We start from the raw sequence: 13,872 nt of genomic DNA, 5'->3' as shown, positions 1-13,872 counted from the left end.
CGCCAAGAGGCTTCCGTAACCCCCGACGGAGGTGAGCCCGACATGCCTGACGCCACCGGGCCCGGGTCGCTGTCGTCGCTGCGGCTGGCCAACCGGCGCCGGCTGCTGGGCGCGCTGCCGGCCGGGCAGGCGGTCAGCCAGGCGGAGCTGGCGCGGCTGACCGGCCTCGCCCCGGCCACCATCTCCGGGCTGGTCCGCACGCTCGTCGACGACGGCGAGCTGGTCGTGCGGCAGGGCGTGGCGAACGGCCGGCGCAGCCGCCTGGTCGAGCGGGCACCGGTGCGGCAGCGCTACGGCATCGGCGTCGACCTCGGGCGCACGCACGTCAAGGTGGTCGCCGGCGCCGCGCCCGGCGAGGTGCTGGCCGAGTCGGCCGTCGTCCTCGACGGCGGGCTGCGCCCGGACACCGTGCTCGAGGTGATCGGCGCCCTCGCGGCATCGGTGCGCCAGGAGGCCGGGCTCACCACCGCCCAGATCGCCGGCGTCGCCGTCGGGGTCCCCGCGCCCATCGACACCGCGACCGGCGTCGTCACCGAGACCGCGATCCTGCCCGCCCTGGTCGGGTTCCCGCTGCGTGACGAGGTGGCGCGGCTGCTCGGCCGGCCGGTCGTGGTCGAGAACGACGCGAACCTCGGCGCGCTCGCGCTGGCCCGCCGCGCGGGTGCCGGCCGGTCGGTGGTGTTCGTCAAGGTCGGCTCCGGCATCGGCGCCGGCGTCGCTGTCGGCGGCGAGCTGCTGCGGGGCGACTCCGGCGCGGCCGGCGAGATCGGCCACCTCGCGCTCGACCCCGCGCTGTCGGTGGTGTGCCGCTGCGGGCGGCGCGGCTGCCTCGAGACCGTGGGGTCCGCGGAGTCGGTGCGGACGGCGCTCAGCTCGGCGTTGCGGCGCGATCTCGCCCTGCCGGAGGTGCTCGGCCTCATCGGCGACGGTCACCCGGTGGCGGTGCACGTGCTCGAGGACGCCGGCGAGCTGCTCGGTCGCGGCCTCGGCTGGCTCGCGATGATCCTCAACCCCGCCGACATCGCCCTCGGCGGTCCCCTCCTCGCCGCCGGCGACGCCTGGCTCGGCCCGGTCCGCCAGGGCTTCCGGCGGGCGGTGCTGCCCGGCGTGGCGGAGCGGACCCGCATCTCGATCTCGCCGCTCGGCGAGGGCACGGAGGCGGTGGGCGCGCTGGTCGCGTCCCTCTCCGCCGGTGAATAACACCGCATTGCTATCGAAATACGAACGCATAAACAAGATGTAAACGCGTAATGTATTTGAGCCTTGACGGCAACCTACCGGCGTTCCACACTCGACCTCACCCGGCCGAGCTGTCGGCGGGGGCAGAACCCAAAGGAGGGTTTCACTGTGCACCAGCCCAATCGACGGGCTGCCGTCTTCGCAGTCCTCGCCCTGGCCGCCGGCGCACTGGCCGCCTGCGGCGCCAACGAAGACAACAGCGACGACGGCGGCGGGGGGACCGCGAGCGGCGACAGCACCGGTAGCGGCAGCGCCGCCACCATCGCCCTGCTTCTGCCGGAGTCGGCGACCGCCCGCTACGAGGCGTTCGACCGCCCACTGTTCGAGGCCAAGGTCGCGGACCTGTGTCCCGACTGCACGATCAACTACTTCAACGCCGACCAGGACGAGACCAAGCAGGCCGAGCAGGTCGACACCGCCATCTCGCAGAACGTCGACGTCATGGTGCTGGACCCGGTCAACGGCGCCTCCGCGGCGTCGCTGGTCGCCGACGCCCAGGCCGCCGAGATCCCGGTCATCGCCTACGACCGCTTCATCGAGGGCGCCGACTACTACACCTCGTTCGACAACGAGAAGGTCGGCGAACTGCAGGGTCAGGCGCTGGTCGACGCGGTCGGCGGCCCGGGCGACGTCCTCATGCTGAACGGCTCGCCCGACGACCCGAACGCGGCCCAGTTCAAGGCCGGCGCGCACAGCGTCATCGACGCCAGCGACCTCGCCATCCTCGGCGAGTACGACAACCCGGACTGGAGCCCGGACAACGCGCAGGCGTGGACGACGGACCAGCTGGACACCATCGATCCCACGTCGCTGGCCGGTGTCTACGCCGCCAACGACGGCCAAGCCGGCGGCGTCATCGCGGCGCTCACCGGCGCCGGACTGCCGGCCGACCAGCTGCCGCCGGTCACCGGGCAGGACGCCGAGCTGGCCGCCATCCAGCGCATCGTCGCTGGTGAGCAGTACATGACGATCTACAAGCCGATCAAGGGCGAGGCCGAGGGCGCGGCCGAGATGGCCATCTCGATCGTCAACGGCGAGGACGTCGCCGACACCACCGACTTCCAGGGCGTGCCGTCGCTGATCCTCGACCCGATCGTGGTGACCGTCGACAACGTCGCCGACACCGTCGTGGCCGACGACTTCTGGACCGTCGCCGACATCTGCACCGACGACTACGCGGATGCCTGCACAGCGGCCGGTCTCAGCTGATCCGTCGCGACGACGAGGGTGGCACCGACCACGGTCGGTGCCACCCTTGACATGAGGAGATGGTGCCGATGAGCGTCGCCACACACGAGAGCGGTGCGTCCGCCGCCACAACCGGGCCGATCCTGGAGCTCATCGGGATCGGCAAGCACTTCGGCGCCGTGCAGGCGCTGGCCGGGGCCGACTTCCACGTCCACGCCGGCGAGGTGGTCGCCCTGGTCGGCGACAACGGCGCGGGCAAGTCGACCCTCGTCAAGATCATGTCCGGTGTGTACCAGGCCGACTCCGGCTCGATGCGGGTCGACGGCCGCGAGGTGCACGTCCACAGCCCGAGCGCCGCCCAGTCGCTGGGCATCGCGACGGTCTTCCAGGACCTCGCGCTCTGCGACAACCTCGACGTCGTCGCGAACCTGTTCCTCGGCAGCGAGCTGGGGACGAAGGCGTGGATGGACGAGGTCGTGATGGAGAAGGAGTCCTGGCGGCTGCTGCGCGAGCTGGGCGCGAAGATCCCGACGGTGCGCATCCCGGTGGCCAGCCTCTCCGGCGGCCAGCGGCAGACCGTCGCGATCGCCCGCAGCCTGGTCGGCAACCCGAAGGTCGTCATGCTGGACGAGCCGACCGCCGCGCTGGGCGTCGCGCAGACGGCGGAGGTGCTCAACCTCGTCGAGCGACTGCGTGAGCAGCGCCTCGGTGTGGTCCTGATCAGCCACAACATGGCCGACGTGCAGGCCGTCGCCGACCGCATCGTCGTGCTGCGGCTGGGCCGCAACGAGGCCGAGTTCCGCGCCGTCGACGTCACGACCGAGCAGCTCGTCGCCGCCATCACCGGCGCGTCGGACAACGTCGTGGCCGAACGCAACGCCCGCCGCGAGGCGTCAGGAGGGCCGGAATGAGCAGGACGCAGGCCGACGAGACCGCGGCCCGGTCCGACCTGATCGACGAGCGGCTGGCCCAGGACACCGGGCTGCGCGGCGCCGCGGACGCGTTCCGGCGGCGGATCCGCGACGGCGACCTCGGGCTGCTGCCGGTGGTGATCGGGCTGTTCGTGATCGGCCTGGTCTTCTACCTGCAGGACGTCACGTACCTGTCGTCGAGCAACCTGGTCAACATCACGCTGAACGCGGTGCCGTACGGCATCATCGCGGTCGGCATCGTGATGGTGCTGCTGCTCGGCGAGATCGACCTGTCGGTCGGCTCGGTCAGCGGCCTGGCGGCGTCGATCACCGCGGTGATGGTCGTCGAGAACGACCAGCCGCTGGTGCTGGGCATCCTGGCCGGCGCCGGGACGGGTGCGGTCATCGGCATCGCGTACGGGCTGATCTTCACCAAGATCGGCGTGCCGAGCTTCGTCATCACGCTGGCCGGCCTGCTCGGCTTCGTCGGCGTGCAGTACCTCGTGCTGGGCGACCAGGGCACCATCAACCTGCCGCGCACGTCGCCGCTGGCGCAGTTCGCCCGCGAGGACTTCCTCAGCCCGGCGGTCTCCTACGTCGCCGTGGTGGTGATCGTGGCGCTGTACGCGCTGGTCAGCATCATCGGGATCAGGCGCCGGACAGCGGCCGGGCTGCCGGCACAGTCGCTGACGCTGGTGCTGGTGAAGTCGGCGATCATGCTCGGCGGGCTGGGCTTCCTGACCTACTACCTGAACATCGACCGCGGCTGGGGTTACGCGGTGGTGTTCTTCGTCGGGCTGGTCGTGCTGCTGGACCTCGTGCTGCGCAAGTCGACGTGGGGCCGGCACCTGTACGCCGTCGGCGGCAACGTCGAGGCGGCCCGCCGCTCCGGCATCAACGTCAACTGGATCTACATCTCGGCGTTCTCGCTGACCGGCGCGCTGGCCGCGACCGGCGGCCTGATGTTCCTCGCCCGGCTGACGTCGGTGTCGCAGGCCAGCGGCAGCAACGACGTCAACCTGACCGCCATCGCGGCGGCGGTCATCGGCGGCACCAGCCTGTTCGGCGGCCGCGGCTCGGCCTACTCCGCGCTGCTCGGCGTGCTGGTGCTGACGGCGATCACCAGCGGCCTCAACCGCATCGGCGTCGACTCGTCGGTCCGCTACATCGTCACCGGGGCGGTCCTGCTGCTCGCGGTGTCGATCGACGCGATCGCCCGGCGGGCCCGCGCCAGCAGCGGCCGGGGTTGACTCCGGGCCGTCCGGCGGTGCGTGTGCGCACGCGCCGCCGGACGGCCGGCCGGATCGTTACCATCGCCGGATGGCTCTGGATCTCTTCCCCGTCATCCCGGTCACCGACTTCGCGGCGGCGACCGACTGGTACGAGAGGCTGTTCGGCGCGCCGTTCGCGTTCCGCGCCCACGACACCGAGGTGGTGTGGGAGCTGGCCGAGCACCGGTATCTCGCGGTGCACCAGGCGCCCGAGCACGCCGGCCACACCCACGTCACCGTCTTCGTCGACGACCTCGACGCGCTGGCCGACGGCATCGCGGCGCGCGGCATCGAGCCGGCGGTGCGCGAGACGTACGGCAACGGCGTCCGCAAGTTCACCTACCACGACCCCGACGGCAACGAGATCGGCTACGGCGGCGCACCCGTCAGTTAACGCCGGGCCCGGCGGTACTGCCGGACCGCCAGCGGCGCGAACACCACGAGCAGCAGCACGGGCCAGCCGATCGCCAGCGGCACCGCGTGCTCCGTCAGCCACGACCCGTCGGGCGCCGACGGGTTGCCGAACAGCTCGCGCGTCGCCGCCACCGTCGCCGACATCGGGTTCGTCTCGGCGACGGCGCCCAGCCAGCCCGGCATCAGCGCCGGCGGCACGAACGTGTTCGCGACCATCGCGAACGGCAGCACCAGCGGATACAGCACCGAGGCGGCGTCGGGCGAGCGCAGCACCAGGCCCACGTAGATGCCGACCCAGATCAGCGCGAACCGCAGCAGCAGGAGCAGCCCGACGGCGGCCAGCGCGCCCGCCATCCCCTCGTGCCAGCGCCAGCCGACGAGGTAGCCGCAGCCGATCAGCACGACGAGGTCGGCCATCGCCCGGACCACGTCGGCGGCGGCGCGCCCGGCCAGGATCGACGACGTCGCGACCGGCATCGTCAGGAACCGGTCGGTGACGCCGCGCGCGCGGTCCGTCACCACCGCCGCGACGGTATTGACCAGCCCGAACACCATGGTCATGCCGAACAGCCCAGGCAGCAGGTACTCCTTGTAGTCCGCGCCGCCGGGCACGACCATCGCGCTGCCGAACACGTAGCCGAACAGCAGCACCGAGATCAGCGGGAACGCCAGCGCCCCGACGACCTCCTCCGGCGAGCGCCACCAGTAGCGCAGGTTGCGCCGGGTCATCGTCAGGGCGTCGGAGAGCGCGACCCGCAGCCGTTCCGGGCGGGTCCGTGGGACGGTGACCGTGCTCATGCCGCATCCTCCTCCTGGGTGAACTGGACGAACACCTCGTCGAGCGTGGGCCGGCGCAGGGCGATGTCGCGCACGGCGACACCCTCGTCGTCCAGCGCGCGGGCCACCCGGGCCAGTGCCGCGACCCGGTCCGGCGCCGCGACGCTGACCCGCCCGGCCTGCTGGTCCAGCTCGGGCGCGGCGCCGGTGACCCCGGCCAGCACCCGGCCCACCGCGCCGACGTCGACGCCGTCGCCGACCAGCACGTCGATGCGGTCGCCGCGCAGCCGCGACTTCAGCTCGTCCGGCGTGCCGCGGGCGATCGCCCGGCCGTGGTCGATGACGGTGATCTCGTCGGCCAGCTGGTCGGCCTCGTCGAGGTAGTGGGTGGTGAGCAGCACCGTCGTGCCCTGCGCGACCAGCGTCCGGACGCCGTGCCACAGCCCCAGCCGGTGGCCGGGGTCCATGCCGGTGGTCGGCTCGTCCAGGAACAGCACCGGCGGCGCCATGACGAAGCTGATCGCGAGGTCGAGCCGGCGCCGCATGCCGCCGGAGTAGCCCTTGGGCCGGCGGTCGGCGGCGTCGCCGAGGTCGAAGATCTCCAGCAGCTCGGCCGCCCGGCGCCGCGCCTCCGCCGGGCCGAGCCGGTAGAGCCGGGCGAACATCTCCAGGTTCTCGCGGCCGGTCAGCATCTCGTCGACGGCCGGTTGCTGGCCGACCAGGCCGATGCGGTAGCGCACCTCGACCGGATCGCGGACGACGTCGAACCCGGCCACCCGCGCCCGGCCGCCGTCCGGGCGCGACAGCGTGGACAGGATGCGCACGGCCGTGGACTTGCCGGCGCCGTTGGGTCCGAGCAGCCCGCAGACCGTCCCCGCGGGCACCGTCAGGTCGAACCCGTCGAGCGCGCGGGTGCTCCCGAAATTCTTGGTCAGCCCTTCGGCGACCACCGCTGGTTCCATCGCTCCTCCTTAGTAGATTCGCAAGTATATACTTCAGAATATACTTGGCCTACGGGAGAATACGACGATGGACGCCACCAGCCGTGCACCGGCCCGGCGGCTCGGCCGGGCCGAGCGGCGCGAGCAGATCCTCGACGCCGCCACCTCGGCGTTCGCCCGGGCCGGCGGGTTCGCCCACACCGGCCTCGACGACGTCGCGGCCGCGGCCGGGGTCACCCGGATGATCGTCTACCGGCACTTCGAGTCGAAGAACGAGCTGTACGCCGCCGTCATCGACCGCGCCGCCGAGCGCCTGTACGCCGCGGCGGTCGTCGACGGCGAGATGGACGACGACAGCGTCACGCGGGTCATCGACTGGGCCCGCTCCGACCCCGACGGGTTCCGCCTGCTGTTCCGCTACGCGGCCGTCGAGCCCGACTTCCGCGATGAGATCGCCGATCTGAAGACGTCGATGGCCGCGCACGTGCGGCCCTCCCTGGAGGACGGCGCCACCGACGCCGCGTGGACGGACTGGGCCGCGCGGACCGCGACGGCGCTCCTCATCGAGTCGATCATGGCCTGGCTCGACGGCGGGCAGCCCGACCCCGAGCATGCGACGGCGCGCATCCTGGGCGTCGTCGACCACGCCCTCGACGCCATCGCCGCGGTGTGAGCGAGCCGTCGTACGACGTCGTGGTGGTCGGCGCGGGCGCGACCGGCGCCCCGCTGGCCGCGCGGCTCAGCGAGAACCCGTCCCGGCGGGTGCTGCTGCTCGAGGCCGGCCCCGCTTCGGTGCCGGCGGAACTGCTCGACGCCGCCACGATGCCGGCGGCCGCGCCCGGCCACCCGGCGGCGTGGGCGTTCGAGACCCGGCTGACCTCGTCGATGGCGGCCGTGGTGCCGCGCGGCCGCATCGTCGGCGGGTCGACGTCGGTGAACGGCGGCTACTTCGTCCGCGGCGCGCCGGCCGACTTCGACCGGTGGGCGGCGCTGGGCAATCCGGCGTGGTCGTGGGAGCGGGTGCGGCCGTTCTTCGCCGCCATCGAGGAGGACCACGACTACGGCGACCGGCCGGGGCACGGGCGCGGCGGGCCGGTCCCGGTGCGACGCGACCCGGTGCCGCACCCGCTGACCTCGGCGTTCTACGCGGCCTGTACCGAGCTGGGGTTCCCGGCGCAGCCGGACCAGAACGACGGCGGGCCGCCCGGCCACGGCCCGGTCCCGCTCGCCGTCGCCGGCGGAGTGCGGCAGAGCACGGCGCTGACGTACCTGGCGCCGGCCGCCGGACGGCCGAATCTCACGGTGCTGGGCGACGCGGTGGTACGGCAGGTGCTGTTCGAGGGGACGCGGGCGACCGGGGTGGTCGTCTCGCTCGGCAGCCGGCTGACGCGGGTGCGGGCCGGCGAGGTGATCCTGTCGGCCGGTGCGGTGCTGTCGCCGCAGCTGCTCATGGTGTCCGGCGTCGGTCCGGCGGCCGCGCTGACGTCGCTGGGCGTGCCCGTGGTCGCCGACCAGCCGGGCGTCGGCCGCGGCACGTCCGACCACCCGGAGATCACCGTCGGCTACCGCGCCGCGCCGCTGCCGCCGTCGGACGCACTGCCGCTGCAGGGACGGCTGGCGTTCACCGCGACCGGGTCGTCGTACCCGGGTGACCTGGAGATCCTCTGCTGGACCCGGCCGCTGGGCGCGGTCGTCCCCGGCGCCGGCGGCGACCACTCGCTGCGGGTCGCGCTGCAGCAGGAGACCAGCCGCGGGACGGTCGAATTGGCGTCGGCGGACCCGGCCGTGCCGCCGCGACTGGACCACGGCTACCTGGCCACGCCCGAGGACCGCGCCCGGCTGCGCGAGGGTGTCCGGGTGGCGGTGCGACTGCTGACGGCGCCGGCGTTCCGGCCACTGGTGGCGGCGCGCGGCGGCCCGCCGGACGACGTGCTGGGCGACGACGCGGCGCTGGACCGGTGGCTGCTCGGCCACGTCTGGACGGCGGTGCACCTGAGCGGCGGCTGCGCGATGGGCCCGGACGGCGTGGTGGACGAGCACGGCCGCGTCCACGGCGTCGCCGGCCTGCGCGTCGCCGACACGTCGATCTTCCCCGCCGTCACGACCAGCGGGCCGGCCGCGACCGCCGTCATGGCCGGGGAGCGGCTGGCGGCGCTGATCGAGGCGGAATAGCAATGGTCGACGCGCTGGCCACCGCACCGCGAGGTGCTGGTCGCCGCCGCGCCGGCGGTCGCGTTCGAGGTGTTCACCGGCGGCATCGGCCGCTGGTGGCCGCTGGTGGCCGCTGGCCGAGCGGGTGACGAGAACGCCAACAGGTGACCCTGGTGTCAACACGCCCGAACGGTCATCGGTGGGTTCCGCGGTGGACCGTGCCTCGCCGCGGCTGGGGCACGGTGACGCGGTGGGAGCCGCCCGCGCCGTCAGCCAGGCTCCGTCCGGACCAGCTCGGCGCCCTTGACGACCCGGCCGTCCTTGACGATCGCGACGAACGCGTCGTCGGGGCGGCCGACCAGCGAGATGTCGGCGACCGGGTCGCCGTCGACCAGCACGAGGTCGGCGAGCGCCCCTTCGGCGACGACGCCGAGCCGCCCGGGATACGGGTAGCGCTCCCCCGACAGCGCCAGCAGCTCGGCGTTGCGGATGGTGGCCAGCTGCAGGACCTCGGCGGGCGAGTACCAGCGGGTGAGCTTGGCCAGCATCGCGCCCTGCCGCTCGGCGAGGCGCGGGTCGAACAGGACGTCGGTGCCGAAGGCGACCTTGACGCCATGCCTGATCGCCAGCGCGAAGGCGGTGTCGGTGCCGGCGACGACGCGCTCCAGCTTGGCCTGGTTCGGCGGGGCGACGGAGTTGAGGTCGGCGTCGTCGAGGAACGGCTGCAGGCACCACCAGACTCCGCGCTCGGCCATGAGCGCGACGGTGGCGTCGTCGAGCAGCTGCCCGTGCTCGATGCAGGCCACCCCGGCCTCGATGGCGGTGCGCACGGCCTTGGGCGTGTACGCGTGCACGGTGACGTAGGTGCCCCAGTCGCCGGCCGCCTCGACCGCGGCGCGCAGCTCGGCCGCGGTGTACTGCGCCACGTCGATCGGGTCGTAACTGGAGGTGACGCCGCCGCCGGCCATGAGCTTGATCTGGGTCGCGCCGTGGCGCAGCTGCTCGCGCACCGCGCGCAGCACCTCGGCCGGGCCGTCGGCGATCGCGCCCGCGCCCATGAGCTCGCCGTGGCTGAGGTGCCCCGCCACGCCGCGCGGCACCTCGTACGGCAGCCGGAAGTCGCCGTGCCCCGCGGTCTGCGAGATGAACGCGCCCGACGGGAGGATGCGCGGCCCGGACACGACGCCTTCGTCGATGGCCCGTTTGAGGCCGAACGCGGGCCCGCCGACGTCGCGCACCGTCGTGAACCCGCGCATCAGGGTCCGCCGGGCGGCGGCGACGGCGTGCGCGTACAGGTAGCCGAGGTCCGCGGTCAGCGCGGCCTGCATCGGGATGGTCGCGAACGCCGCGTGCCAGTGCGCGTCGATGAGGCCGGGCAGCAGCGTGCGGCCGGACCCGTCGATCGCCGGGAGGTCGTCACGTGGCGCCCCGGCGGGCGCGACCCGGGCGATGACGCCGTCGCGCACCGTGACGTCCATCGGCGCGGTGAGCCGCCCGGCCGCGCTGTCGAACACGACGACGTCCGTGACGAGCAGCGCGTTCAGGTCGGCCATGGTCTCCCCCTATGTGTCGCCCGGCGTTGCCACTCTAGGCCGGACCCGGTGCCCGGCCTGGCGAAATCAGGTGGCTGGACGATCGAGCATGAAACCGCGACTTGTAGGCATTGTGACGCCAGACTGCGTGCCGCACAGTGGTGCCATGAGCGAGATCACGCGGGAACGCACCCGGACCGGCGGCCGCTGGGACGTCACGGTCCTCGGCGCGACGCTGCTGGCGCTGGTGCTGGTCACCGGGCTGAACGTCACCTTCGCCGTGGCCGTCATGCCGAACCTGGCCGGCGCCGACGACCTCACGTTCGTGACGACCCTGCAGCGGTACAACGACAACCCGGTGTTCCCGCTGAGCTACACTGTCGCGCTGATCCTGGTGATCCTCGCGCCGATCGTGCTCCGGCGCAGCGGCGACCGGGCGGCCCGGCGCTGGGCCCTCGTCACGCTCGCCCTCTATGCCGTCGTCCTGGCGGTGACGGCGGCGGTGAACCTCCCCCTGAACGAGGAGATCGACGCCGCCGGACTCGGCAGCGCCGCCGGACTCGCCGACGTCCGCGACCGGGTGGAGGGCGCGTGGGTGGCCGCCAACCTCGTGCGCAGCCTGGTGTCGGTGGCGGCCGTCGGCGCCGTCACCCGCGCCCTCGTGCTGCGGGCGGCGCCCACGACGGCGCGCTGACCAGCGACGTATTCTTCGTTCGTGGAGTTGCGGTTCGAGACCCGCGGGTCCGGCTCGCCGTGGGTCGACACCGTGTGGACGTGCACCAGCGGGCAGGTCGCGCAGATGACCTCCGTCGCGGGCGTGCGCTGGGGCCTGCTGTTCTGGGAACAGGACGGCCGCGCCTACGCGGGCGTCACCGGCCCCGAGACCCGCACGAGCACCGCGCCGGTGCCGGCGGGCGCGGCCTTCGTCGGCATCGAGTTCGCCGTGGGCACCTCACTGCGGGCCGTGCCCACGGCCGACCTCGTCGACGGCGGCATCCTGCTGCCCGACGCCACGCACCGGACGTTCCGCCTCGACGGCGGCCGCTGGGAGACGCCGGGCCCGGACGACGCCGAGGCGCTGGTCGGGCGGCTGGTCCGGGCCGGCATCGTCGTCCGTGACCCGCTGGTCGCCGAAGTGCTGCGCGGCGGCGACCCGGCGGTCTCCGAACGCACCGTCGAACGCCGGTTCCGCGCGTCCACCGGTCTCACCCGGGGCGCCGTCCGGCAGATCGAGCGGGCCCGGACGGCGGCCGAGCTGCTGGCCCACGGCGAGCCCGCCGCCGACGTCGTCGCGAAGCTCGACTACTTCGACGAGCCGCACCTGGCCCGGGCGCTGCGCGCGTACGTCGGGCGCACCGCCGGGCAGTTGCGGGCGGGCGGCGGCGGGGCCATCGCGCTCGACCTGGTCAGCGCTTGACGTCGTAGACCAGCTTCATGATCCCGTTCGAGTAGGTGTCGGACTCGCGCAGGCTCAGCAGCTGCTTGTCGCGGTCGGCCCGGCCGAACATGCTCTTCCCGGCACCGAGCAGCACCGGGAAGACCAGCAGGTTGTACTGGTCGATCAGGCCGGCGTCGCCCAGCCGCCGGGCCAGCTCGGCGCTGCCGTGGATGAAGATCTTGCCGCCGTCGCCCTGCTTGAGCGCGGCGACGTCCTCGGTCGAGCGCAGGAACGTGATCGGGCCCCAGTCGTCGACGACGGCGTCGTCGGGCAGCGTCGACGACACCACGTACTTCGGCAGCTCCTTGTACGCGGCGTGGTCCTCCGAGGACGGCCAGACCGTGGCGAACGACTCGTAGCTGCGACGGCCGAACATCAGCGCCGACGTCTCGGCGAGCTCCTCGCCCTTGAGCGACCACGCCTCCGGGACGAACTCGAGGTCCTTGAACACCCAGCCAATGCTGCGGTGTTCTTCCCCCGGCCCGCCGCCGGGCGAGTCCACGACGCCGTCGAGCGACATGAAGCCGGTGTAGACCAGGTCACGCATGATGCTGTCTCCTCGCGATCGGACGAACTGCTGGTACCCACGGTAGGACGGCGCGCCGCAGCCGTCTTGGACGGAACCGACAGCGGTCAGAACGCGTACCGGAACACCGCCGCGACCGGCCCGCCGCCGGGCACGTCGTCGGCGCGGACGGCCACGACGCGGCCGCCGGCCAGCAGCACCCGGCGGGCGATCTCGTCGGCGACGCCGTAGCTGGCGGCGTCGTCGGCGGCCGTCGTCACCGCGCCGGTCTCGTCGTCGACATAGCCGGGCAGCTTCTCGTCGATGTCGACCACCAGCGTGTCGACGACGCCGTAGGTCGCGGCGCGCGCGACGGTCGCGACGTCCCCCGACGCGCGGCCCTGGTCGAAGCGGCGGCCGAAGAGGTCGCGCAGCTCCGCGAGCTGCCCCGCGTAGAGCTCGTCGAGCACCGTCCGCGCGCCGTCGGCCAGCTCGGCGTCGGTGCTGCCCTCCGGGCTGCCCGCGATGCCGGCGCCGGCCAGGTGCGGGTAGCTGTTCACCGAGCGGTAGATGGCGTCGAGCGGCTCGGTGGCCGCGAGGATCAGCGGCAGCTCGAGGCCGGTGAGCACACCGCGCAGCGCTTGGTCGACCTTGCGCGCGTACTGGCGCAGCCGGACCTTCTGCCCCTCCGAGCCCTGGATGCGCCCGACCGGCGCGCGGTCGGCGATCGACGACTTGCCGGCGGCCGACGCGGCGTCGGAGGGCAGCCCCGGCACGTCGACGGTGAAGGGCGGGCCGGCGCGGGTGACCTCGACCAGCCGCACCGACCCGGCCGCGAGCGCGAGCACGAACCCGGCCTGCGGGAACGTGACGGCACGCAGCAGCGGCTTCACATAGAACCGATCGCTGACCTCGACGACGCTGGTCAGCTCGTTCGGCAGCCGGAACACCGTCACGCCGCCCGGCGCCGCGAACACGGCCAGGCTGCGCGCCTGCCCGGCCCAGAAGTCGTCGTCCTCGACGAGATCGTCCAGCGACTCCCGGACGTCGGCGACGGCGCCGCGGCCGGCGCCGGCCTCCTCCAGCTGCCGGATCGCCTCCCCCGCGAGGTTCTTCAGCTCGATCCGTCCCGCCTGAGCCTGCTGCGTGACCGGGCTCGTCGGCACGTAGACCGAGACACTGGCGTCGTCGCGCGCCGCGATCAGCCGCTCCAGCTGTGCGCGCGTCGGGATGTCCGTGTGCAGCGTCACCTCACCACCGTCTCACGGTGTGGACGCCGGGCCAAGCGAAACCGGACGCCTGGGTGACAACGCGCGCGAGTTGGCCATGACGGTCATCAACACCCTCGAAGGCGCCGAACTCACCGCCCAGGTGTTCAGGACCGAGACGCCGTTGCTGGTCGCGGGCAAGCACCTGACCCTGCTCATCGGAGCATGCCGCCCCTAGCTGTACTGACCACGGACGTTAGGGACGGCGTGCCTGCTGGACGATGACGAAGACCTCCG

Annotated in this window: 15 protein-coding genes; 10 read left to right on the top strand and 5 right to left on the bottom strand. The window is 73.2% G+C overall.

Annotated features, from left to right (window positions below; translation table 11 throughout):
- The first annotated feature begins 42 nt into the window (after window positions 1-42).
- The 5 genes from ACW62_RS27815 (at window position 43) to ACW62_RS27795 (ending at window position 5,003) form a co-directional block, all read left to right on the top strand.
- Window positions 43-1,200 carry an ROK family transcriptional regulator gene (locus ACW62_RS27815; RefSeq protein ID WP_053207384.1) on the top strand — a complete coding sequence of 386 codons (1,158 nt, stop codon included), beginning with the start codon at window positions 43-45 and terminating at the stop codon, window positions 1,198-1,200.
- 147 nt (window positions 1,201-1,347) lie between these two features.
- Window positions 1,348-2,448, top strand: coding sequence for a sugar ABC transporter substrate-binding protein (locus ACW62_RS27810; protein ID WP_053207383.1), 1,101 nt, complete (start codon window positions 1,348-1,350; stop codon window positions 2,446-2,448).
- A 68-nt stretch (window positions 2,449-2,516) separates the two neighbouring features.
- On the top strand, window positions 2,517-3,338 hold the full coding sequence (locus ACW62_RS27805) for an ATP-binding cassette domain-containing protein (RefSeq protein ID WP_053207435.1): 822 nt from the start codon (window positions 2,517-2,519) through the stop codon (window positions 3,336-3,338).
- Entirely contained in the window at window positions 3,335-4,588 is a 1,254-nt protein-coding gene (locus ACW62_RS27800) for a sugar ABC transporter permease (protein ID WP_053207382.1), read from the top strand. Before ACW62_RS27805 ends, ACW62_RS27800 begins: the two co-directional genes overlap by 4 nt.
- 70 nt (window positions 4,589-4,658) lie before the next feature.
- On the top strand, window positions 4,659-5,003 hold the full coding sequence (locus ACW62_RS27795) for a VOC family protein (protein WP_053207381.1): 345 nt from the start codon (window positions 4,659-4,661) through the stop codon (window positions 5,001-5,003).
- On the opposite strand, the gene ACW62_RS27790 is transcribed toward ACW62_RS27795, so the two are convergent.
- Window positions 5,000-5,821, bottom strand: coding sequence for an ABC transporter permease (locus tag ACW62_RS27790; RefSeq protein WP_053207380.1), 822 nt, complete (start codon window positions 5,819-5,821; stop codon window positions 5,000-5,002). The genes ACW62_RS27795 and ACW62_RS27790 overlap by 4 nt on opposite strands.
- Window positions 5,818-6,762 carry an ATP-binding cassette domain-containing protein gene (locus tag ACW62_RS27785; protein ID WP_053207379.1) on the bottom strand — a complete coding sequence of 315 codons (945 nt, stop codon included), beginning with the start codon at window positions 6,760-6,762 and terminating at the stop codon, window positions 5,818-5,820. Before ACW62_RS27785 ends, ACW62_RS27790 begins: the two co-directional genes overlap by 4 nt.
- 67 nt (window positions 6,763-6,829) lie before the next feature.
- Between ACW62_RS27785 and ACW62_RS27780 the strand changes: the two genes are divergently transcribed.
- Together ACW62_RS27780 and mftG are read left to right on the top strand one after the other, a co-directional pair.
- Entirely contained in the window at window positions 6,830-7,414 is a 585-nt protein-coding gene (locus tag ACW62_RS27780) for a TetR/AcrR family transcriptional regulator (protein ID WP_053207378.1), read from the top strand.
- Complete coding sequence (gene mftG, locus ACW62_RS27775) at window positions 7,411-8,913, top strand: mycofactocin dehydrogenase MftG (RefSeq protein WP_053207377.1); 1,503 nt, start codon at window positions 7,411-7,413, stop codon at window positions 8,911-8,913. The genes ACW62_RS27780 and mftG overlap by 4 nt, the downstream gene beginning before the upstream one ends.
- A gap of 248 nt (window positions 8,914-9,161) precedes the next feature.
- Here the strand turns inward: mftG and ACW62_RS27770 are convergent, their stop codons facing one another.
- On the bottom strand, window positions 9,162-10,445 hold the full coding sequence (locus tag ACW62_RS27770; RefSeq protein ID WP_053207376.1) for a metal-dependent hydrolase family protein: 1,284 nt from the start codon (window positions 10,443-10,445) through the stop codon (window positions 9,162-9,164).
- A gap of 145 nt (window positions 10,446-10,590) precedes the next feature.
- Between ACW62_RS27770 and ACW62_RS27765 the strand changes: the two genes are divergently transcribed.
- Both ACW62_RS27765 and ACW62_RS27760 read left to right on the top strand, forming a co-directional pair.
- The gene (locus ACW62_RS27765; RefSeq protein WP_053207375.1) at window positions 10,591-11,118 is read left to right on the top strand and encodes an anthrone oxygenase family protein; all 528 of its coding nucleotides are present in this window, start codon (window positions 10,591-10,593) and stop codon (window positions 11,116-11,118) included.
- A 21-nt stretch (window positions 11,119-11,139) separates the two neighbouring features.
- Complete coding sequence (locus tag ACW62_RS27760; protein ID WP_053207374.1) at window positions 11,140-11,841, top strand: helix-turn-helix domain-containing protein; 702 nt, start codon at window positions 11,140-11,142, stop codon at window positions 11,839-11,841.
- Here the strand turns inward: ACW62_RS27760 and ACW62_RS27755 are convergent.
- Together ACW62_RS27755 and ACW62_RS27750 are read right to left on the bottom strand one after the other, a co-directional pair.
- On the bottom strand, window positions 11,831-12,409 hold the full coding sequence (locus tag ACW62_RS27755; RefSeq protein WP_053207373.1) for a dihydrofolate reductase family protein: 579 nt from the start codon (window positions 12,407-12,409) through the stop codon (window positions 11,831-11,833). The genes ACW62_RS27760 and ACW62_RS27755 overlap by 11 nt on opposite strands.
- A gap of 86 nt (window positions 12,410-12,495) precedes the next feature.
- Window positions 12,496-13,617 carry a baeRF11 domain-containing protein gene (locus ACW62_RS27750; protein WP_205629653.1) on the bottom strand — a complete coding sequence of 374 codons (1,122 nt, stop codon included), beginning with the start codon at window positions 13,615-13,617 and terminating at the stop codon, window positions 12,496-12,498.
- A 19-nt stretch (window positions 13,618-13,636) separates the two neighbouring features.
- On the opposite strand from ACW62_RS27750, the gene ACW62_RS34405 reads away from it, so the two are divergent.
- Window positions 13,637-13,813 carry an LmrA/YxaF family transcription factor gene (locus ACW62_RS34405; protein WP_157575029.1) on the top strand — a complete coding sequence of 59 codons (177 nt, stop codon included), beginning with the start codon at window positions 13,637-13,639 and terminating at the stop codon, window positions 13,811-13,813.
- Window positions 13,814-13,872: the final 59 nt, after the last annotated feature.

This window comes from Jiangella muralis (assembly GCF_001270745.1).
In the GTDB taxonomy this organism is placed as follows: domain Bacteria; phylum Actinomycetota; class Actinomycetes; order Jiangellales; family Jiangellaceae; genus Jiangella; species Jiangella muralis.
This window is presented reverse-complemented; position numbering and strand designations above follow the sequence as displayed.